20 protein-coding genes are annotated in these 19,288 nt (G+C 51.0%); 19 read left to right on the forward strand and 1 reads right to left on the reverse strand.

Annotation, left to right across the window (positions count from 1 at the left end; genetic code table 11):
* Nucleotides 1-15: 15 nt before the first annotated feature.
* From gcvT to pyrR, 12 genes are all read left to right on the forward strand, one after another.
* Nucleotides 16-1,146: a glycine cleavage system aminomethyltransferase GcvT gene (gene gcvT / locus NUV48_03250; protein MCR4441154.1), complete on the forward strand. Its 1,131-nt coding sequence runs from the start codon at nucleotides 16-18 to the stop codon at nucleotides 1,144-1,146.
* Nucleotides 1,133-1,513, forward strand: coding sequence for a glycine cleavage system protein GcvH (gcvH, locus tag NUV48_03255; GenBank protein MCR4441155.1), 381 nt, complete (start codon nucleotides 1,133-1,135; stop codon nucleotides 1,511-1,513). The genes gcvT and gcvH overlap by 14 nt, the downstream gene beginning before the upstream one ends.
* The gene (gene gcvPA / locus NUV48_03260) at nucleotides 1,510-2,874 is read left to right on the forward strand and encodes an aminomethyl-transferring glycine dehydrogenase subunit GcvPA (protein ID MCR4441156.1); all 1,365 of its coding nucleotides are present in this window, start codon (nucleotides 1,510-1,512) and stop codon (nucleotides 2,872-2,874) included. Before gcvH ends, gcvPA begins: the two co-directional genes overlap by 4 nt.
* Nucleotides 2,855-4,324, forward strand: a complete 1,470-nt coding sequence (gcvPB, locus tag NUV48_03265) for an aminomethyl-transferring glycine dehydrogenase subunit GcvPB (GenBank protein MCR4441157.1) — start codon at nucleotides 2,855-2,857, stop codon at nucleotides 4,322-4,324. Before gcvPA ends, gcvPB begins: the two co-directional genes overlap by 20 nt.
* Nucleotides 4,325-4,397: 73 nt before the next feature.
* Entirely contained in the window at nucleotides 4,398-4,853 is a 456-nt protein-coding gene (locus tag NUV48_03270; protein MCR4441158.1) for a hypothetical protein, read from the forward strand.
* A 144-nt stretch (nucleotides 4,854-4,997) separates the two neighbouring features.
* Entirely contained in the window at nucleotides 4,998-5,282 is a 285-nt protein-coding gene (locus NUV48_03275) for an ACT domain-containing protein (GenBank protein MCR4441159.1), read from the forward strand.
* Between the two features lie 11 nt (nucleotides 5,283-5,293).
* Nucleotides 5,294-6,661, forward strand: coding sequence for a PFL family protein (locus NUV48_03280; GenBank protein MCR4441160.1), 1,368 nt, complete (start codon nucleotides 5,294-5,296; stop codon nucleotides 6,659-6,661).
* A 91-nt stretch (nucleotides 6,662-6,752) separates the two neighbouring features.
* Nucleotides 6,753-8,165 (forward strand): diguanylate cyclase, encoded by a 1,413-nt coding sequence (locus NUV48_03285; GenBank protein ID MCR4441161.1) that lies wholly within the window; start codon nucleotides 6,753-6,755, stop codon nucleotides 8,163-8,165.
* Between the two features lie 61 nt (nucleotides 8,166-8,226).
* Entirely contained in the window at nucleotides 8,227-8,502 is a 276-nt protein-coding gene (locus NUV48_03290; GenBank protein MCR4441162.1) for a DUF5665 domain-containing protein, read from the forward strand.
* Between the two features lie 24 nt (nucleotides 8,503-8,526).
* A complete protein-coding gene (lspA, locus tag NUV48_03295; GenBank protein MCR4441163.1) occupies nucleotides 8,527-8,976 on the forward strand; it encodes a signal peptidase II in 450 nt (149 codons plus the stop codon).
* A gap of 2 nt (nucleotides 8,977-8,978) precedes the next feature.
* The gene (locus NUV48_03300; protein ID MCR4441164.1) at nucleotides 8,979-9,917 is read left to right on the forward strand and encodes an RluA family pseudouridine synthase; all 939 of its coding nucleotides are present in this window, start codon (nucleotides 8,979-8,981) and stop codon (nucleotides 9,915-9,917) included.
* Nucleotides 9,918-9,922: 5 nt separating this feature from the next.
* Nucleotides 9,923-10,471, forward strand: a complete 549-nt coding sequence (gene pyrR / locus NUV48_03305) for a bifunctional pyr operon transcriptional regulator/uracil phosphoribosyltransferase PyrR (protein MCR4441165.1) — start codon at nucleotides 9,923-9,925, stop codon at nucleotides 10,469-10,471.
* Between the two features lies 1 nt (nucleotide 10,472).
* On the opposite strand, the gene NUV48_03310 is transcribed toward pyrR, so the two are convergent.
* Nucleotides 10,473-12,254 (reverse strand): NFACT family protein, encoded by a 1,782-nt coding sequence (locus tag NUV48_03310; protein ID MCR4441166.1) that lies wholly within the window; start codon nucleotides 12,252-12,254, stop codon nucleotides 10,473-10,475.
* Nucleotides 12,255-12,416: 162 nt separating this feature from the next.
* On the opposite strand from NUV48_03310, the gene NUV48_03315 reads away from it, so the two are divergent.
* Genes NUV48_03315 through rpoZ form a run of 7 tightly spaced genes read left to right on the forward strand, consistent with a single transcriptional unit; the run spans nucleotide 12,417 to nucleotide 19,285 of the window.
* Nucleotides 12,417-15,155, forward strand: a complete 2,739-nt coding sequence (locus NUV48_03315; GenBank protein ID MCR4441167.1) for a cation-translocating P-type ATPase — start codon at nucleotides 12,417-12,419, stop codon at nucleotides 15,153-15,155.
* 14 nt (nucleotides 15,156-15,169) lie between these two features.
* The gene (gene dapF / locus NUV48_03320; protein MCR4441168.1) at nucleotides 15,170-16,021 is read left to right on the forward strand and encodes a diaminopimelate epimerase; all 852 of its coding nucleotides are present in this window, start codon (nucleotides 15,170-15,172) and stop codon (nucleotides 16,019-16,021) included.
* A gap of 26 nt (nucleotides 16,022-16,047) precedes the next feature.
* On the forward strand, nucleotides 16,048-17,217 hold the full coding sequence (locus NUV48_03325) for an LL-diaminopimelate aminotransferase (protein MCR4441169.1): 1,170 nt from the start codon (nucleotides 16,048-16,050) through the stop codon (nucleotides 17,215-17,217).
* Nucleotides 17,218-17,261: 44 nt separating this feature from the next.
* A complete protein-coding gene (locus NUV48_03330) occupies nucleotides 17,262-18,140 on the forward strand; it encodes a YicC family protein (GenBank protein MCR4441170.1) in 879 nt (292 codons plus the stop codon).
* 18 nt (nucleotides 18,141-18,158) lie between these two features.
* A complete protein-coding gene (locus NUV48_03335) occupies nucleotides 18,159-18,431 on the forward strand; it encodes a DUF370 domain-containing protein (protein ID MCR4441171.1) in 273 nt (90 codons plus the stop codon).
* A gap of 12 nt (nucleotides 18,432-18,443) precedes the next feature.
* Nucleotides 18,444-19,049 (forward strand): guanylate kinase, encoded by a 606-nt coding sequence (gene gmk / locus NUV48_03340; protein MCR4441172.1) that lies wholly within the window; start codon nucleotides 18,444-18,446, stop codon nucleotides 19,047-19,049.
* A gap of 20 nt (nucleotides 19,050-19,069) precedes the next feature.
* Entirely contained in the window at nucleotides 19,070-19,285 is a 216-nt protein-coding gene (gene rpoZ / locus NUV48_03345; protein ID MCR4441173.1) for a DNA-directed RNA polymerase subunit omega, read from the forward strand.
* The last annotated feature ends 3 nt before the right edge of the window (nucleotides 19,286-19,288 follow it).

Here is a 19,288-nt window from a genome sequence, read left to right on the forward strand (position 1 = left end):
GAGGTGGTCGGCCACATGGTTAGTTTGCTTAAGACCCCGCTGTACGAACGGCATGTAGAACTGGGTGCCAGGATGGCGGGATTTGGCGGGTGGATCATGCCCATACAGTACACCGGCGTTTTGGAGGAGCACAGGGCCGTGCGCAGCGCCGCCGGGATATTTGACGTTTCTCATATGGGAGAAATAAGAGTCTCCGGAAAAGGGGCGCTTTTTTTCCTGAGAAAACTGCTCACCAGTGACCCGGCATCGCTTGAAACCGGCCAGGTCCAGTACAGCCTGATGTGTTGCGAATCAGGCGGAGTGGTGGACGACCTGCTGGTTTACAGGCTTGGAGAGGAGAGCTTTTTGCTGGTGGTTAACGCCGGAAATAAGGACAAGGACGTGGACTGGCTTAGGGGACATCAAAAGACTACGGGTCATGGAGACAGTGTTGAAATAAGGGACATCTCAGCGGAAACCGGCCAAATAGCGGTGCAGGGACCCCGCTCTGCGGAGATTCTGGGCAAATTATGCGAGGCGAAACTGGAGGGGATGAGGTATTATTCTTTTCTAAAGACCAGGGTTGCGGGCCTGGAAGCGCTTGTTTCGCGGACTGGGTACACCGGCGAAGACGGGTTTGAGATTTATTTGAGGGTTGGTGAAACCAAAGAGGCCTGGGATAGGATCATGGAAGCAGGAAAACCGGCAGGACTGGTTCCTGCCGGGCTGGGAGCTAGGGACACGCTGCGTTTGGAAGCGTCGATGCCTTTATATGGTCATGAATTGAGCCAAAGCACCACACCCCTGGAAGCAGGGCTTGAAAGGTTTGTATCCTGGGGAAAAGGCGGTTTCATAGGCAGGGAAGCCCTGGAACAGGAGAAAAGGGAAGGGGTCAAAAAGAAACTGGTTGGTTTTGTGATGGTGGAAAGAGGTGTTCCCAGGGCTGGTTACGAACTGCTAAAAATGGGGCGGGTTATTGGCAAGGCGACTTCCGGAAGTTATGCTCCCAGCCTGGACGGCTGCTTAGGGATGGGCTATGTTCAGGCACAGGAAGCGGTTGCGGGCAATAGAATAGAAGTGATGATCAGGGGCAGGTGGGCTGCTGCCGAAATAGTCAACAGACCGTTTTATAAAAAAAAGGGAGGTTGGTCAAATGGGCGAGAGTGAATTGAAGTATACCAGGGAGCACGAATGGATTAAAGTGGAAGGTACGAAGGCCTTGGTCGGTATTACCGATTATGCCCAGGAAGCACTGGGGGACGTGGTTTTTGTGGAGCTTCCCGAAGTGGGCAAAGAGCTGGAAATAGGGGATGTTTTGGGGGTCGTGGAGTCAGTAAAAGCGGCTTCGGATGTTTATTCACCGTGCCGGGGAAAGGTTACCGCCGTGAATGAAGCCCTGTTTAACAATCCGGAACTGGTAAACAAGGACCCTTATGGAGACGGGTGGATGGTCGAAATGGAATTCACCGAACTGGCCGGCGATCTTTTATCAGAGGAGCAGTATGAAGCCAGGCTGGCCGAGGAGGGGAAATGATGATTCCTTATATACCGCATACTCAGGCCCAGGTGGAAGAAATGCTGCGCACGATCGGGGCACGGTCCATAGAAGAGCTTTTCGGCGATATTCCCGCAGAGGTCAGGTTTAAGGGCGAACTGCGGCTGCCGGGAGGTCTCTCGGAAAAAGAGACCTGGGACCACCTGGCTGAGCTGGCTGAAAAAAACTGCCACAGCGGACAGTACACCTGTTTTCTTGGCGCCGGTTCTTACCAGCATTACCAGCCTAAAGCAGTGAAACATCTTTTGTCCCGTTCTGAATTCTACACCGCCTATACCCCATACCAGCCTGAAATAAGCCAGGGGATACTGCAGGCAATTTTCGAGTACCAGACCATGATTTGCGAGCTGACCGGGATGGATGCCGCTAATGCCTCTGTCTATGACGGCGCTACTGCTGTATCCGACGCGGCTCTGATGGCGGCTGAAGCCACGCGCCGGAGGGTTATTCTGGTCAGCAGCCTGCTGCATCCGGAGTACCGCCAGACCATGCGGACTTATTTGCGGAGGCGGGGGCTGGAAATAAAGGAGATCCCCTGGGAAGAAGGGCTTACCAGCCAAAGAGCCCTGGAAAAGCTTTTGGACAAGGATGTGGCCGGGGTGGCTGTTCAAAACCCGAATTTCCTGGGAAGCATTGAACCGCTGCACCTGCTGGCCGGCGCTGTTCACGAGGCCGGTTCGCTGCTCATCGCCTGCGTGGATCCCGTTTCCCTCGGCCTAATTGAAAGTCCAGGGAAACTGGGAGCGGATATAGCGGTGGGCGAAGGGCAGAGCCTGGGACTTCCCATGAGTTACGGAGGTCCGCACCTCGGGTTTATGGCGGTGAAGGAAAACATGGTACGCCGCCTGCCCGGCAGGATTGTCGGCAAAACAAGAGATAAAGATGGGCGCGAAGGATTTGTGCTTACGCTTCAGGCTCGTGAGCAGCATATCCGCCGGGAAAAAGCCGGCTCCAATATTTGTTCCAACCAGGCCCTCTGCGCGCTGGCGGCCACCATTTATCTTGCGCTCATGGGCCCGGTCGGTTTAAGCGAAGTAGGCAGGCAGTGCCGGATGAAGAGCAACTACGCCATGTCGCGCCTGGAAAAGATTCCTGGCGTTACGGTTCCTTTTTCGGTTCCTGTTTTCAAGGAATTCGTTGTCAGGACGCAAGAGGAACCGCAGCAGGTTAACAAGAGGCTGTGGAAAGCTGGAATCCTGGGAGGGCTCGATTTGATGCGGTTTTATCCGGAACTGTCAGGTCATATCCTGCTGTGTGTGACGGAGATGCGCACATACCAGGAAATAGACAAGCTCATCAGGGTATGGGAGGGAACCGGTGATGGAAAAATTGATTTTTGAAAAAAGCGAAGAAGGCAGGCAGGAGAAGTATTTACCGCCGCTTGAGCCCATCATGAAGGAAAAAGACTTGAAAATGACCCCGCTGCCGCCGGGATTGGAAAGAAAGGTGCCGCCGCTGCTTCCGCAACTGACGGAGGGGGAAGTGGTGCGTCATTATACAAGGCTTTCCCAATTGAATTACGGGGTGGATACGGGTTTTTACCCCCTGGGCAGCTGCACGATGAAGTACAACCCCAAAATCAACGAGGATGCGGCCAGCCTGCCAGGGTTTGCCGGGCTGCACCCGTACCAGCCGGAAGAAACAGTACAGGGCGCCCTGGCCTTGATGTACAAAACACAGCAGTACCTGGGAGAAATCGCGGGAATGGATGCCGTTTCCTTGCAGCCGGCAGCGGGAGCCCACGGCGAGTTTACCGGGCTGCTCATCATCATGGCCTATCATGAATCCAGGGGACAGTACGGGCGTAACAAGGTTATCGTACCCGATTCTTCGCACGGCACCAATCCGGCGACAGCGGCGCTGGGCGGCTGTGAAATCATCCAGCTGCGTTCCAACCGTGCGGGTACTGTTGACCTGGAGGAACTGCGCCGGGCGGTAGGAGAAGATACTGCGGCCCTTATGCTGACAAATCCCAGCACCCTGGGCCTTTTTGAGAGGGATATACTGGAAATCGCCCGTATTGTTCATGAAGCCGGCGGTCTTTTATACTACGATGGGGCTAATATGAACGCGATTATGGGTTATGCGCGGCCTGGTGACATGGGGTTCGATGTGGTTCATTTCAATCTGCATAAAACATTTTCCGCACCGCACGGCGGAGGAGGTCCCGGCTCCGGCCCGGTGGGCGTGAAGGCATTTCTTGAGCCGTTTTTACCGGTTCCGGTGGTAATGTGTGACCAAGAGAATGAGCAGCGGTACTATTTGGATTACGACAGGCCCCAGTCAATCGGGAAGGTAAAAGCGTTTTACGGCAATTTTTCGGTAGTCGTTAAGGCGTATACTTATATAAGCAGGATGGGAAAAGAAGGGCTTAAGGCTGCCAGCGAAAATGCTGTTCTTAATGCCAATTACCTCATGGCCAAACTGGCGCCTTATTATCACCAGCCTTTTCCAGGACCGTGCAAACATGAATTTGTTATCACCCCCAAAAACCTTAAAGAAAAAGAAGTTCGCGCCGTTGACATAGCCAAGCGTCTCCTTGATTACGGGTATCACCCGCCGACGGTTTATTTCCCTCTCATTGTGGAAGAAGCGCTGATGATTGAACCAGCCGAGACGGAGAGCAAAGAGACCCTTGATGCTTTTGCGGACGCCATGGCTTCGATAGCCAGGGAAGCCGGAGAGAACACGGAAATTCTGCACGAAGCGCCTCATGTGACTCCTGTTGGCCGGCTGGACGAAGTCGCGGCAGCCCGTAAGCCCGTTCTGCGCTGGAGACCAAACAAATAAAAGGGATTAAAAGGTCCCATGCACACCCGTGTTTTTCCCGTCATATAGTAAAGGGGACGGGGGTGCAGGGAACATGGAAAAGGCGATTTTTTTTTCGGGAGAAGGTACCGCGTTCAGGGGGACAATTAAAACGTCAGATTGCCTGGAGTTATACCCGGAAACCTTGCCCGCTTTGAGATTGTTGGCTCGACGAGGGTTCGGTCTTTTCCTGGTTACCCCGCAGTACCAGGAATACAGGTGGTTCAAGGCCGCCTTAAAGGATAAAACCCTGCCGCTTGGCCATTTCGATCCGGAAAAAACGGGTGCAGCCTGTTGGGGTGAAGTGCATTCCCTTGATTGGGGAGAAAGTTATTATATAACCGATGGGCGCTACCTGAAACTGTTTGCAGCGTGGAGCTGCAAGATCATCTTGGTTTTGTCCGGCTGCGGCGTGTCTACCCTGGCTTCGGCAGGCAGTGACCTGCAGCTTTTTGCTGACGTGTGCAAGGACATTTACGCGGCAGCCTTCAGTGCCGCGGCTGGCAAATAAGCTATTTTGGAAAATGTCCCGTGCCTTGCAGGGGTTTTTTTGTGATTTTTTTATGCAAGGCAAAAAATGAGGCAAAAGCAGGCATTAATTGATATAATAAATTAATGTTATTTTTATATGAACGGTGGGCGGGAGGGAATATCCATGGATGAAGAACAAAATCGGGCAATCATAACCGTGGTGGGCCGCGATAAAGTCGGTATTATTGCGGGTGTCACTTCGGCGCTGTCTGAGCAGAATGTCAATATTCTTGATATCAGCCAGACGATCATGCAAAATTTTTTTACCATGATAATGGTTGTTGACCTGGCAAAAGCCACGGTAAGCCTGCAGGAACTGCAGCGTATTTTAGCCGAAAAGGGCGAAGAAATCGGTGTGCAGATCAATGCACAGCATGAGGACATATTCAAATTTATGCACCGGATTTAGGAGGGATCAAAATGCCTTTTTCATTGACCCCAGGAGAGATATATGAAACAATCCGCATGATCCAGTCTGAAAAACTGGATATCCGGACTATTACCATGGGCATAAGTTTGAGAGACTGCACCAGCAGCAGCATTGTTCATACAGCCGAGAGGATCTACGATAAAATCAGCAAAAAGGCGGAGCGACTGGTAAAGGTGGGGGAGGACATTTCTCGCGAATACGGCATTCCCATCATTAACAAGAGGATTTCGGTAACTCCCATCTCACTGGTAGGGGAAGGGTGTGACGGGAACGATTATTTACCGCTGGCCCTGGCTATGGAAAAGGCGGCCGAACAGGTCGGCGTTAATTTTATCGGCGGTTTTTCGGCCTTGGTACATAAGGGGTTGACCAAGGGAGACGAAAACCTCCTCAATTCTATCGCGGCAAGCCTTTCGGCCACGGAGAGGGTCTGCTCATCCGTTAATGTGGCGACCACCAGGACGGGGATCAACATGGATGCGGTCTACCGGATGGGTAGAATTATTAAAGAGACGGCAGAGCTGACCAAAGAGCTGGGTGCCGTCGGCTGCGCCAAACTGGTAGTATTCTGCAACGCAGTGGAGGACAACCCTTTTATGGCAGGTGCATTTCATGGCCTGGGCGAGCCTGAGGCGGCAATTAATATCGGCATCAGCGGGCCGGGGGTGGTACTGAATGCGGTAAGAAACAACCCCCAGGCTGATTTTGGCTCTCTGGCCGAAATCATTAAACGCACGGCTTTCAAGATAACGAGGATGGGAGAACTGGCGGGAAGGGAAGCAGCCAGGAGGCTCCAAGTACCGTTCGGCATCGTCGATTTGTCTCTGGCTCCCACGCCGGCGCTTGGAGACAGTGTGGCCGATATTATTGAAGCTATGGGCATAGAGAAAACAGGCGGACACGGAAGTACCGCCGCCTTGGCCCTGCTTAACGATGCGGTAAAAAAGGGCGGGGCGATGGCTTCTTCTTATGTCGGCGGTTTAAGCGGCGCTTTTATTCCAGTGAGTGAGGACGCAGGCATGGTCAGGGCGGTTGAAGACGGCAGCCTCGGCATAGACAAGCTGGAAGCCATGACCTGTGTTTGTTCCGTCGGTCTGGATATGATAGCCGTGCCCGGAGACACTACGGCTGAAACCCTGGCGGCCATAATTGCAGACGAAGCCGCTATCGGGATGGTTAACCGGAAAACAACCGCGGTCCGGATAATTCCTGTCCCGGGGGGCAGGGTGGGAGATAAGGTGGTGTTTGGCGGGCTTTTGGGAAGCGCGCCCATCATGCCGGTCAGCAAATTTAAGGCTGACGCTTTTATCAGGCGAGGCGGCAGGATACCGGCTCCCATCACCGCGCTGAACAATTAATTACGAGGCAAAAAGAAAAAAAGGTAAAACGGAATTATTGTTGAATAATAATATAGGTCTTGTTAACTATTAAGTTGGTGAGGGAAGCTGTATGTCCCTGCGGTGTTTGATGACAAAAAGGATTGGCTTGACCGTGGCGTTTTCACTGGCGGCCATTCTGGCGGTAGGATTTTTTTTGTTTGGGTTTGAAGAAAGGCCAGAGAGTATATACATGATTTTATCAATTGCTGCTACCGGCGTTCTGATGGGAGCTGTCGTCATTTACAGCCTGGATAAAACGTTTTTGCAGCCCATAGCCCAACTGAAGGAAGGTGTGGAGTTCCTCAGAACGAAAGGGGGACCGGACGGCTGTCTTAATGTTACAGGGAAATATGAGCTTGAAGAGCTGGGGCGCTCGATCAACTGCCTGCTGGAAGAACTGGCAGACGCCCAGCAGGAATTAAAGAAAAGCGAGAAACGCTACAGGTATTTGAGTTTTAAAGACCCCTTGACCGGTTTATACAACAGGGCGTTTTTCGATTATGAAATGAAGCGCATCAATAAAAATCTCGAGCAGTATCTTCCTTTGAGCATCATTTCTGTTGATATAGACGGACATAAGATTGTGAACGACACCTTTGGCCACACGGAAGGAGACCGCCAGATCAAATATGTGGCTGATATTCTCGCCAATTCCATCAGGAGAGGAGACACCCTGTCACGCATCGGCGGAGACGAGTTCTGCATCATTCTTCCCAACGTTTCTCAGAAGGTGGCAAACCAGAGGAGAGAAAATATTCACAAGGCCGTTGAAAGTCACAACAGTGGGAATCCCTTTATACCACTGAGCATATCCGTGGGTGTGGCTACATTGAACAGCAAAGGAAAGCGCGGAAGCGTGTATGACCTTTATCACCTGGCGGATGACGACATGTATTACCATAAATACAGCAAAACAGAAAGCGTTAAAAACAGGGTTATTGAACTGCTGCTTTCAGCTTTGTCGGAAAAGGATTATGCATCGCACGGCCATATTAAGAGAATGGTAAAAATGGCCGGGGAAATGGCCGACCGGCTGGGTCTTGACGAAAAAATGAAAAACGACCTTCTCCTGGTAGCCAGTATCCACGACCTGGGTAAGCTGGGTGTGCCCGATGAGATTTTGTTTAAAGCAGGTAAATTATCCCAGAACGAAATGTCAAAAGCGAAGAAGCATGTCAGGATCGGTTATAATATGGCCGTTAGGACCAATCAACTGGCGCATGTTGCCGAATACATTCTGCATCATCATGAGTGGTGGGACGGCAGCGGTTATCCCTCAAAAATGAAAGGCAGTGAAATACCGTTAATCTGCAGGATTCTATCCGTCATTGATGCATATGATATTATGACAATACCGCTTCCCTACCGTCCTGCCAAAAGCAAGGAGGAGGCCGTCGAAGAATTGAAGAAATGCGCCGGGACCCAATTTGAACCGGCAGTCGTGGAAAAATTTATTGAAATGATCGAGGAGGGAAATATTTAAAAATAAGCAGTAGTTGATAGGGTATAATATAGCTTGAACGCGAAATTATGGAGCACGCAAGATGGGCGATTTGGAAAACAGGATCAGGCAGCTGGCTGAAGCCATGGAGAAAATGAAGATGGCCGAGTACATGGAATACCTCAACAACACGAAGAGGATGCTGGCGATTAATTTTATTGCCGGGCTCGCCCGTGGACTGGGGATGGCAGTAGGCTTTACCATTCTGGGGGCTTTTGTTGTTTATTTTTTACAGAAGCTGGTTCTTCTTAACCTGCCGGTTATCGGAGATTTTATTGCCAATATCGTCAAACTGGTTACATACAGCTTGGAAAAATAGCCTAAAAGACCTTGGAGCGGGAAAATGACATTCTGGATTACGGTGCTGTTAATTATTCTTCTTGACAGGACAACAAAATATCTGATCGGCGCGCATATGAAGCTGGCCGAGAGTATTCCCATCATTAACGGGTTCTTTCATCTTACTTATGTGAAAAATCCCGGCGCAGCTTTCGGAATGCTGGCTGATAAAAGGTGGCTGTTTATTGTTATCACGCTGGTAATGCTGGGGATAATTGTTTACACTGCGCGGAACAGCTCCGGTAAGAATACCTGGTTTGCGGTTGCCCTGGGCATGGTGGCGGGAGGTGCGTTCGGAAACCTTGTGGACCGTGTCAAAGGGGGGCTTGTTATCGACTTCATTGATTTTCGCGGAATTTGGCCGTATATTTTTAATATCGCCGATTCAGCCATTGTGGTCGGGGTTATTCTTTTGGCCTGGCAAGTACTAAAGCCAGACAGGCGCAGGTGTTGAAAATGGAACGGCTTGTTTTTTCCGTCGCCCAGGAAAACAAGGGAATGCGGCTGGATGTGTTTCTCAAAGAAAAGATGGGGAATTTAAGCCGTACCCAGGTTCAGCGTTTGATTGCAGAAAACAAGGTTATAGTAAACGGCAAACCCGAGAAAGCTAACTACAGGATAAACCTGAAAGACGAAATACGATGTGAAATCCAAGCACCTCAGCCGCTTCTGGCAGTACCTGAACCGATTGCTCTGGATATTGTCTATGAGGACCCGGATTTAATTGTGGTTAACAAGCCGCAGGGGATGGTCGTCCACCCGGCCAGCGGTAGGTTTAGCGGGACGCTGGTCAATGCTTTGCTGTATCACTGCCGCGACCTTTCCGGAATTAACGGTGTCCTGCGTCCGGGGATAGTGCACCGGCTAGACAAGGACACCTCGGGGCTTTTGCTGGTGGCCAAAAATGATGAGGCACACCATAACCTGGCCAGGCAGTTGAAAGAGCATACGGTAAAAAGGATATACATTGCCCTGGTTCACGGCAAGATCGCGGAACCGGGCGGGATCATCGAGGCCCCGATCGGGCGCGACCTTAAAGATAGGAAAAAAATGGCTGTAGTCTTGAAAAACAGCAAGGCGGCCTGCACAGAATACATCGTGCTTGAGCGTCTGGAAGGCTATACCCTGGTGGAATGTCGGCTGAAAACAGGACGAACCCACCAGATCAGGGTACATATGGCCTATATTCATCACCCGGTTGCAGGTGACCCTAAATATGGACCGAAAAAAACGTTGCCAGGGCTGACAGGGCAGGCACTGCATGCCGGGACCATCGGTTTTTTCCACCCGCGAACCGAGGAATGGCTTGAGTTTTCATGCCCTCCTCCGCCGGGACTCGTTAAGGTTCTCGAAAAACTGGGCAGCAAGTACCTGTTCGTTAAGGAAAGGGGATAGTGGTTGTGTACAGGGAAAAAGCCAAAATATTGGACAGGGACGGAATCAGGCGTTCTTTAAACAGGATTGCTCACGAGATTGTTGAAAAGACGAAGAATGTGAATGACCTTATCCTGGTAGGAATACGACGCCGCGGCGTTCCCCTGGCCGAGCGCCTGTCGGGGTTTATATGGGAAATCGAAGGCGTGAAGGTCAGAGTAGGAAAGCTTGATATTACTCTTTACAGGGATGACCTGACAGCCCTGAGCGATTACCCTATTGTTCACGGCACGGATATTCCCTATGATATTAAAGGAAAAAAGATTATCCTGGTTGACGATGTCCTCTATACCGGCAGGACAGTCAGAGCGGCCATGGAGGGCATTATTGACCTTGGCCGGCCTCAGCTTATCCAGCTTGCCGTCTTGATCGACAGGGGTCACAGGGAACTGCCTATACGGGCCGATTATATAGGGAAAAATGTTCCCACTTCGAAAAAGGAGATGGTGCGGGTCAACCTGCAGGAGGTGGATGGAGAAGACAGTGTCCTGATCATGGAATACCAGGAAATTTGAACTAAAGAGCGCGTGAACTGTCCAAGATTGCTTTTATTTTTTCTTCGGTCGCAGTGACGTGAACGGTTCGCTGGTTTTCATAATGAACCATGCCCGGCCGGGCGCCTTTTCTTTTCCAAACATGTTTTTTGGGAGTGTAGTCAACAGGCACATTGGCTGACAGCCGGCCCCTGGAATGGTAAGCCGCCAGCAGGGCGGCCTTTTCCAGCACTCCAGCGGGGAGTTCCCTACCGGCCGGATTTCGTACCAGCACATGCGAGCCCGGGATGTTTTTGGTATGCAGCCAGATGTCTTCGGGTCTAGCTATTTTTGTTACCAGGAAGTCGTTTTGCTTGTTGTTTTTACCCAGGTAAACTTCCCAACCATCAATCACGAGCTTTTGCGGGAGACTGGCGGCAGGAGCCGCGTGTTTTGTTTTTCCCGCCCTGCCTGGAGAAGTCTTGATGTAACCTGCTTCCTGCATTTCCGTTTTTATTTCCTCCAGTTCGTGTAAGTCTGCTGCATTCTCCAGGGCGGCGGCGAGGCTGGCCAGGTATTCGAGTTCTGAACTGGTTTCCTCGTATTGATGGCCAGCCTGTCGCGCGGCGTTTTGGGCCTTCCGGTATTTCTGGAAATAGAGCTGGGCGTTATCCATGATGGAAAGGTCTTCATCCAGGGGTATTTTGACTGTACTGCCGCCGGGATCGTGGTAGTTGACGACTTCGGCTTCCTTCCCGGGACGAAGGGTGTGAAGGTGAGCGATAAGGAGTTCTCCCCACAACTGGTAGTTCCCGCATTCTTCTGCCTCTCTGATTGTTCCGAGTAGAAGGCCGGCCTTTTTCTCGCAGCGCAAGGTCTCTTTTTTTATGACCTGGAAGAGGTCGTTTTTTTTCTGGTTGAAAAGAGCGACGGTTTTTTTGGAATGGAAATAACAATCTGCGGCTTCACTGATGCTGGGAAACTCGCGGCGCCATTCCTTGGGGTACTGGGTCATGGAGATGGCGGAAAAAGCGAGAGGCGTTTGATCCCGGATTACGACTTCAGGTGAAAAGGAGCCATTTTTAATATCGCACGTCACCTGGGAAAAAGAGCGCCATAACCTGCTTAGCTCGTACTCCCCGCAGTATTCAAGGGGAGTGCTGTCTTCCAGGCCGCTGCGAAAAACAATCTCCGAAACGGTCTGGGGGCCAAAGCCGCTGAAAGCGGCCAGAAGTATTTTGTTCAAATTCTGGGTCAGGGGGAAGGAGAGCAGCTTCCTGTAAAAGGAATCCTGGTCAACATCCCAGGGAAGGGTTTTTTCCTGTGGAGGCGGAGGCTGGTAGGGAAGACCTGGCAGGACCTGGCGGTAGCGGCTCATATTTGCGGTCACCCTGTGGATGGCGTCTATTATTACGTCCCGGCCGGGATCCACCAGGATTATGTTGCTGTACTTCCCCATTACTTCGATGATCAGGGTGCGTTTTGCGGTTTCGCCGAGTTCATCAACAACCTCGCAGGTTATTTCCATAACCCGTTCAAGTCCTTGCTGTAAACAGGACAGCACTTTGCCGCCTTCCAGGTGCTTGCGAAGGAGCATGCAGAAAAGAGGAGGTTCTAAGGGATTGTTTACGGGATGGGAAGTGAAATAAATCCCGGCTTCCTGGGCTGCGGAGGAGAGCAAAAGCCTGTGTGTGCAGCCCGGCTTTTTAAGCAAAAGCAGTATTTCATTCCTGGCAGGCTGGTAAATCTTATCGATGCGCGCGCCTTTCAGGTTCCTGTTCAGTTCAAGGGAGACCGCTCTCATAACGGTTCCGTCATACGACATCTTTCCACCTCGCCATCTGGTTTTGCTTTAATAAGTATATCCCATCTCATGTTTTTTGTGCCAGTAGTAAAAGGTTATTATTAACGGCCGAAAAGAATAAAAATGAAGGGTGGGTAATTGATTTTTGCGAGGTGGGAATTGATGAAGAAAGAGTGGCATGCGATGACTGCACGAGAAGTGCTGGAAGATTTTATGGTTGAAGCCCAAAAAGGCTTGTCTGCAGGAGAATCGATGCGCCGCCTTAAACTTGTTGGCCCAAACCGGTTAAAAGAACAAAAAAAAGTGTCTCCTGTGTTCATTTTTTTTTCACAGTTCACTGATTTTATGGTGCTGGTCCTGATGGCTGCCAGCGTTGTTTCTGGATTTCTCGGTGAGTATGCCGATTCATTTACCATTTTGTTCATAATTGTCTTGAATGCAGTTTTGGGTTTTATACAGGAGTACCGGGCTGAAAAGTCACTGGATGCCCTGAAAAAGATGACCGCGCCTGAGGCCAGGTTGATCAGAGAGGGCCGGGTATTGAGGGTGCCGGCTGAAGAGGTTGTCCCCGGAGACATTGTGGTGCTGGAAACGGGAGACCTTATTCCGGCTGATCTAAGAATTATTGAAGCAAACCAGCTTGAGGTAAACGAGGCTACGCTGACAGGCGAGTCTTTGCCGGCAAGAAAACGTCCCCAGGAGACTTTTGCTGTATCAACGACACTGGCCGATAGAAAAAACATGGGCTACATGGGAACGGTCGTCACCAGGGGCAGGGGAACGGGGGTGGTTGTAGGAACAGGAATGGCAACGGAAATGGGCCAGATTGCCGGGTATATCCAGCAGGTCCAAGATGAGGATACACCGCTGCAGAAAAGGCTAGCCCATCTCGGACGCTGGCTGGTCATGGCCTGCCTGGCGGTAGTTGCCTTGGTGGTCGCGGCTGGAATAATGCGCGGTGAACCTGCCTACGGGATGTTTCTTACCGGGGTTAGCCTGGCTGTAGCCGCCATTCCTGAGGGGCTTCCCGCCATTGTTACTGTAACTCTGGCTGCCGGGGTGCAAAAAATGGTAAAAAGGCAGGCTATCGTTAGGGAACTTCATGCGGTGGAAACTCTCGGCTGTGCAACGGTAATCTGTTCTGACAAGACCGGAACACTCACCAAGAATGAAATGACAGTGCGCAGGATTTACTTGGCCGGAACAACGGTGCAGGTCACAGGTGAAGGTTATGACCCGCATGGCCGGCTAACCTGTTCAGGCGACGAGTCATGGACGGAAAAGAATAAGGGCGGAATTGATCAAGCGATGAAAATTGCGGCCTTGTGCAATAATGCTTCTCTCCGGAAGAATAATATAACCATTAAGGGGCTTTTCAGGAACGGCGACCGGCAAGCATGGAAGGTGGAAGGAGACCCGACCGAAGGGGCCCTGCTGGTTGCTGCCGCAAAGGCCGGCTTGTGGCGTGAAACGCTGGAAAGAAAAGAGAACAGGGTCAGGGAAATACCCTTTGATTCCGAAAGAAAACGGATGAGCGTCGTTTACGAAACGAAGGGCAGCGGGAAAAGATATGTTTACTGCAAGGGAGCGCCGGATGTACTCCTGGATCTTTGCAGGTGGGTCTGGTGGAATAATGAAATCGTTCCATTAAAACCAGAACTAAAAAAGGCGGTCCTGCAGGCCGACGAGGAAATGGCTGGCGAAGCCATGCGCGTGCTGGGACTGGCCTTTCGAGAAATTCCGGCAGGTTTCAACCTGGAAGACGAATCCGGTATAGAAACCGATCTGGTGTTTGTTGCTCTCGCCGGGATGATTGACCCGCCGAAAGCAACCGCCCGGGAGGCCGTGGGAATATGCAGGGCGGCGGGGATAAAGACGGTCATGATTACCGGAGACCATAAAAGGACGGCGGAGGCCATAGCTAAAGAGGTGAGGATTATAACCGGCCCAGGCCAGCTTGTTCTGACCGGGCCAGAACTTGACGGTTTGAGCGATTACCAGTTGGGGAACATTATCAACCAGGTGGCGGTTTTTGCGCGTGTTTCTCCCAAACATAAAATCAGGATCGTGAGGGCCCTCAAAAACGCAGGGCACATTGTGGCCATGACTGGAGACGGCGTAAATGACGCTCCGGCGGTAAAGGAGGCCGACATCGGCGTGAGCATGGGAATCGCGGGAACTGACGTTACCAGGGAAGCTTCGTCGCTGGTCCTGGGGAATGACGATTTCGCCACTATTGTGGCTGCCGTCGAAGAAGGCCGGATCATTTACGACAATATCAGGAAATTTATACGTTATCTTCTCTCCTGCAATGCGGGGGAGATCATGACCATGTTCGCCGCTACCCTGCTGGGCTTGCCCCTGCCGCTGATACCGATTCAGATCCTGTGGATGAACCTGGTCACCGACGGGCTGCCGGCCATGGCCCTAGGCTTTGATCCCGGCGACCCGGACATCATGAATCGTCGCCCCCGGTCCCCGCGAGAAAACATTTTTGCTCATGGATTGAGCAGGAGAATAATCGTGAGAGGGTTTATTATCACCGCGGCCGTATTGTTTGTATATATCACTGGATTTTTTGCCGGTGGAAAAAATTTAGAACTGGCCAGGACAATGGCTTTTACCACACTAGTGTTTGTGCAGCTGCTTTATGTATTCGACTGCAGGTCGGAGCGCTATTCCATTTTTGACCTTGGTTTTCTAAGCAATCCATACCTTGTGGGAGCCGTAACCTGCTCAATCATCATGCAGCTGGCGGTCATATATGTCCCGGCTTTCCAGGGACTTTTCGGGACTGTCCCGCTGGAATTATGGCCTTGGGGTTTAATCATCAGCCTGTCGATAGGAACTACCCTCTTGCAGGGATTGTACCGTACTGTTAAAATCAGGAGAAAGAGAAGAATTATTTCCTTGAGAGCATAGGAGGTTTTCGAAGGATGAAATTTCGCAAAGTTCACGGGCTGGGCAACGATTTTATTGTTATCGACGGTATTAAGGAAAACCTCCCGAACGATTTATCCAAAGCTGCCTGGAGAATGTGCGACAGGCATTTTGGTATTGGGGCTGACGGCCTTGTGGTTATACTGCCTTCCAACCGCGCAGACATCAGGATGCGGATCATCAATTCTGACGGGAGCGAAGCGGAGATGTGCGGCAATGCCATCCGCTGTTTCGCCAAACTGGTTTATGAACTTGGTTATGTGGTGAAGGATGAGTTTTCTGTGGAAACCCTGGCCGGCCTGATGGTCCCCCGCCTTGTCCTGGAAGGGAGAGCAGTAAAGGGGGTAACCGTAGACATGGGAGAACCTGCGCTGGAAAAGAGCGCCGTTCCCATGCTGGGACCGGAGGGACAGGCCATCGACGAACCCCTGGAGGTGCTGGACACAACGTACAGGGTAACCTGCCTCTTGATGGGTGTCCCGCACTGCGTGATTTTTGCAGACGATGTAGAAAAAGTTGACCTGTACCGGTACGGCCCGGCGATAGAAAAACATCCAGTATTTCCCAGGAAAACAAATGTCCATTTCGTTGAAGTGATCAGCGACCACGAGTTGAAAATGAGGATCTGGGAAAGAGGGGCCGGACCCACCCTGGCTTGCGGGACCGGGGCCTGCGGCGTGCTGGTTGCGGCGGTGCTGAATAAAAAGACCGGCAGAAAGGCCAGGATCCAACTGCCGGGAGGATTTCTTGACGTGGAGTGGGCCAAAAACAATCATGTCTACATGACCGGTCCGGCCATGGAGGTTTTCCGGGGCGAAATATCAGATACGAGCCTGATTGAATCTTAATCGGATGAAGAAAGGATGATTGGTTTATGGAAGCGACAAGGATTAAAAAACTGCCACCTTATCTGTTCGCGCGCATTGAGAAGAAGATCGAGGAAGCCAGGGAAAAGGGGATTGACATTGTCAGCTTCGGTATTGGAGACCCCGACCAGCCTACTCCCCAGTACATCATCGACGAACTGTGCAAGGAAGCGCAAAACCCCGCCAACCACCAGTACCCGTCTTCGGTGGGACTGCTTTCTTTCCGTCAGGCGGTTAGCGAGTATTATAAAAAGACGCACGGTGTGGACTTGGACCCTAAAAAAGAAGTGGTAACCCTGATCGGCTCGAAAGAAGGGATAGGACACATCAATTTCTGTTATGTGGACCCTGGCGACATCAACCTAATTCCTGATCCGGGTTATCCCGTTTACGGGATAGGCACACTGCTGGCAGGCGGTGAAGGTTATCCCATGCCGCTTTTGAAAGAGAACGGTTTTCTGCCGGACCTGGACAGCATTCCCGCAGATGTGGCCAGGAAAGCCAAGCTGATGTTTATCAATTATCCCAATAACCCTACCGGCGCCGTGGCCGGGAAGGATTTCTTTTCCAAAGTGGTGGAGTTTGCAAAAAAATACGAGATAATCGTTTGTCATGATGCCGCCTATGTGGAACTCGCTTACGGCGATTACGAGCCGGTAAGCTTCCTTGAAGTTCCCGGGGCCAAGGATGTGGGGATTGAGTTCGGGTCACTTTCCAAACCGTTCAACATGACGGGCTGGCGCATAGGATGGGCTGCCGGCCGGACCGACGTTGTGGAATCGCTCGGCCGCCTCAAGTCAAACCTGGACTCCGGGCAATTCCAGGCCATCCAGTACGCGGCAATAAAAGGGCTGACCGGGCCGAAGGACGGGGTTGAAAAATTGCGCGGTTTATACAAAAGGAGATTGGACCTGGTTGTAGAAGGTTTAAACAAGATGGGTTGGAACTTGCCAAAACCCAAAGCCACCTTTTATTTGTGGGCTCCCGTTCCCCGGGGATTCACTTCGGCCTCTTTTGCCGAGTACGTGCTGGACAAAGCGGGAGTGATTGTTACGCCAGGCAACGGCTACGGCCAGTACGGCGAAGGATATTTCCGCATTTCCGTCACTATTTCCGACGAGCGGATCAAGGAGGGACTGGCTCGCCTGGAAAAACACCTGGGCAAAGTGGAGTTTTAAGGTTATGACTGTCATAATTATTAAAGAAATTGTGGAGGTAAAAATTGATTAAAAGCATGACGGGATTCGGCAGGGGGGAAAACACGGGTCTCCACAAGCAGGTGACGGTGGAAATAAAATCGGTGAACCACCGCTACAACGAGGTCCTGGTTAAACTGCCGCGCCAGTATACACTGCTGGAAGAAAATGTGCGCCGGGAAGTGCTAAAAAATGTTTCGCGCGGCAGGGTTGAAGTAAAATTGAATCTGGAAAACGCGGGCGGCGACAAAATCAAGGTTGAAGTTGACAAAGAATTAGCCTTGGCGTATTATAAAGCATTGAAGGAATTGGCAACAATTGTCGATATGCCTTTGAACTTGAGGCCGGTTGAAATCGCCCAGATGCCGGATGTTATGAAAGTGGAGGAAACCGAAGAAAATCTTGATGAAATCTGGCGGGACGTAAAACCTGCCCTTGAACAGGCTCTCCTTGTTTTGCTGGAGATGAGAAAAAAAGAGGGGGAAAAACTGGAAGCCGATTTTAAAGCCCGTATAGATTACTTACATGAACTGCATAACAAGATTGAAGATAGAAGCCCTTTCGTGGTAAGCCAGTACCGGGATAAACTGCACAGCCGGCTAAAAGAAATAATTAACAGCGGCCAAGTTGACGAAAACCGTGTCGAGCTTGAGATTGCGCTCTTTGCGGACAGAAGCAGCATAGACGAAGAACTTACCAGATTAAAAAGCCATTTTAATCAGTTTATAGAAGCTTTAGAAGAAGACAGCCCGGTAGGCCGCAAGCTGGATTTTTTGATCCAGGAAATGCACAGGGAAGTCAACACCATCGGTTCAAAAGCCAGTGACATGGAAATAACCCGGCACGTGGTGGAAATGAAGTGCGAGCTGGAAAAGCTGCGTGAACAGGTACAAAACATTGAATAAACGGGCCAGGAGGTTTATATGTCTATTAAATTGATAAATATCGGCTTCGGGAACATAGTTTCGGCCAACCGCATCATTGCCATTGTCAGTCCGGAATCGGCACCGATCAAGAGGATAATTCAGGAAGCCCGCGACAGGGGAATGCTGATTGATGCCACATATGGAAGGCGGACGCGGGCAGTAGTTATTATGGACAGCGATCACGTTGTTTTGTCTGCTGTCCAGCCGGAGACTGTTGCTAACAGGCTGGGAACCAAAGAGTCGCTGCCAGTAGAAGATCCTCTTATGTAATGGAGAAAAAGCATGTGCAACCTCGCTGACAATCGTGGTTCCAGGGGTAACCTGATAGTTCTTTCCGGCCCTTCCGGGGTTGGCAAAGGGACTATCTGCCGTGAGCTTTTAAAAAAGTGCCCCGACCTGACCTATTCCGTTTCTGCTACCACCAGGAAGATGCGTCCAGGTGAAACTGACGGTAGAGAGTATTTCTTTTACAATGTGGATGAGTTTCTTCACCTGGTTAAAAAAGGCGCTTTCTTGGAATGGGCCAGGGTATATGACAATTACTACGGCACTCCCCGGGAGTTTGTTGAAAAAATAACGGGGGAAGGCAAGGACTGCATTTTAGAAATAGATGTCCAGGGAGCCCTGCAGGTGAAAAGAGAAAAGCCGGAAGGAGTGTTCATCTTTATTGCGCCGCCTTCTAAGGAAGAACTTGTTCGCAGGATTACCGGGCGAGGGACCGAAGACAAGGTAGAAATTAAAAAGAGACTGGATCAAGCGGACGGGGAGATGGCCCATCTGGCGGAATACGATTACTTGGTAGTAAACGATGAAGTATCTCTGGCCGTTGCCAGGATACAATGCATTATTACGGCCGAAAGATGCCGGGTACATAAAAAAAGCAGGTAAATATTACGGGAGGTGTCTATGTGCGCCAGCCTTCAATAGATGAGTTAATGAAAAAAGTCGATTCCAAGTACGCTTTGGTGGTGGCAGCGGCCAAAAGGGCACGCATGTTGACGGAGGGAGCCAATCCCCTGGTGGAAAAAGGGAATAATGAATCATTAAAGCCGGTCAGCGTGGCCCTGGAAGAAATAGCTGGCGGAAAAGTGCTTTTCGAGTCCACCAAGAGCGGCATAAAATAAACA

This window comes from Peptococcaceae bacterium (genome assembly GCA_024655825.1).
In the GTDB taxonomy this organism is placed as follows: Bacteria; Bacillota; Peptococcia; order DRI-13; family PHAD01; genus JANLFJ01.

What these genes read in the sequence shown, in the direction of transcription:
- NUV48_03280 (MCR4441160.1), top strand. Translation starts at nt 5,294, where the DNA reads ATGCCTTTTTCATTGACCCCAGGAGAGATATATGAAACAATCCGCATG.
- NUV48_03315 (MCR4441167.1), top strand. Translation starts at nt 12,417, where the DNA reads ATGACTGCACGAGAAGTGCTGGAAGATTTTATGGTTGAAGCCCAAAAA.
- NUV48_03290 (MCR4441162.1), top strand. Translation starts at nt 8,227, where the DNA reads ATGGGCGATTTGGAAAACAGGATCAGGCAGCTGGCTGAAGCCATGGAG.
- gmk (MCR4441172.1), top strand. Translation starts at nt 18,444, where the DNA reads ATGTGCAACCTCGCTGACAATCGTGGTTCCAGGGGTAACCTGATAGTT.
- NUV48_03275 (MCR4441159.1), top strand. Translation starts at nt 4,998, where the DNA reads ATGGATGAAGAACAAAATCGGGCAATCATAACCGTGGTGGGCCGCGAT.
- NUV48_03325 (MCR4441169.1), top strand. Translation starts at nt 16,048, where the DNA reads ATGGAAGCGACAAGGATTAAAAAACTGCCACCTTATCTGTTCGCGCGC.
- NUV48_03285 (MCR4441161.1), top strand. Translation starts at nt 6,753, where the DNA reads ATGTCCCTGCGGTGTTTGATGACAAAAAGGATTGGCTTGACCGTGGCG.
- NUV48_03270 (MCR4441158.1), top strand. Translation starts at nt 4,398, where the DNA reads ATGGAAAAGGCGATTTTTTTTTCGGGAGAAGGTACCGCGTTCAGGGGG.
- NUV48_03300 (MCR4441164.1), top strand. Translation starts at nt 8,979, where the DNA reads ATGGAACGGCTTGTTTTTTCCGTCGCCCAGGAAAACAAGGGAATGCGG.
- gcvH (MCR4441155.1), top strand. Translation starts at nt 1,133, where the DNA reads ATGGGCGAGAGTGAATTGAAGTATACCAGGGAGCACGAATGGATTAAA.
- dapF (MCR4441168.1), top strand. Translation starts at nt 15,170, where the DNA reads ATGAAATTTCGCAAAGTTCACGGGCTGGGCAACGATTTTATTGTTATC.
- lspA (MCR4441163.1), top strand. Translation starts at nt 8,527, where the DNA reads ATGACATTCTGGATTACGGTGCTGTTAATTATTCTTCTTGACAGGACA.
- NUV48_03335 (MCR4441171.1), top strand. Translation starts at nt 18,159, where the DNA reads ATGTCTATTAAATTGATAAATATCGGCTTCGGGAACATAGTTTCGGCC.
- NUV48_03310 (MCR4441166.1), bottom strand. Translation starts at nt 12,254, where the DNA reads ATGTCGTATGACGGAACCGTTATGAGAGCGGTCTCCCTTGAACTGAAC.
- gcvT (MCR4441154.1), top strand. Translation starts at nt 16, where the DNA reads ATGGTTAGTTTGCTTAAGACCCCGCTGTACGAACGGCATGTAGAACTG.
- gcvPB (MCR4441157.1), top strand. Translation starts at nt 2,855, where the DNA reads ATGGAAAAATTGATTTTTGAAAAAAGCGAAGAAGGCAGGCAGGAGAAG.
- gcvPA (MCR4441156.1), top strand. Translation starts at nt 1,510, where the DNA reads ATGATGATTCCTTATATACCGCATACTCAGGCCCAGGTGGAAGAAATG.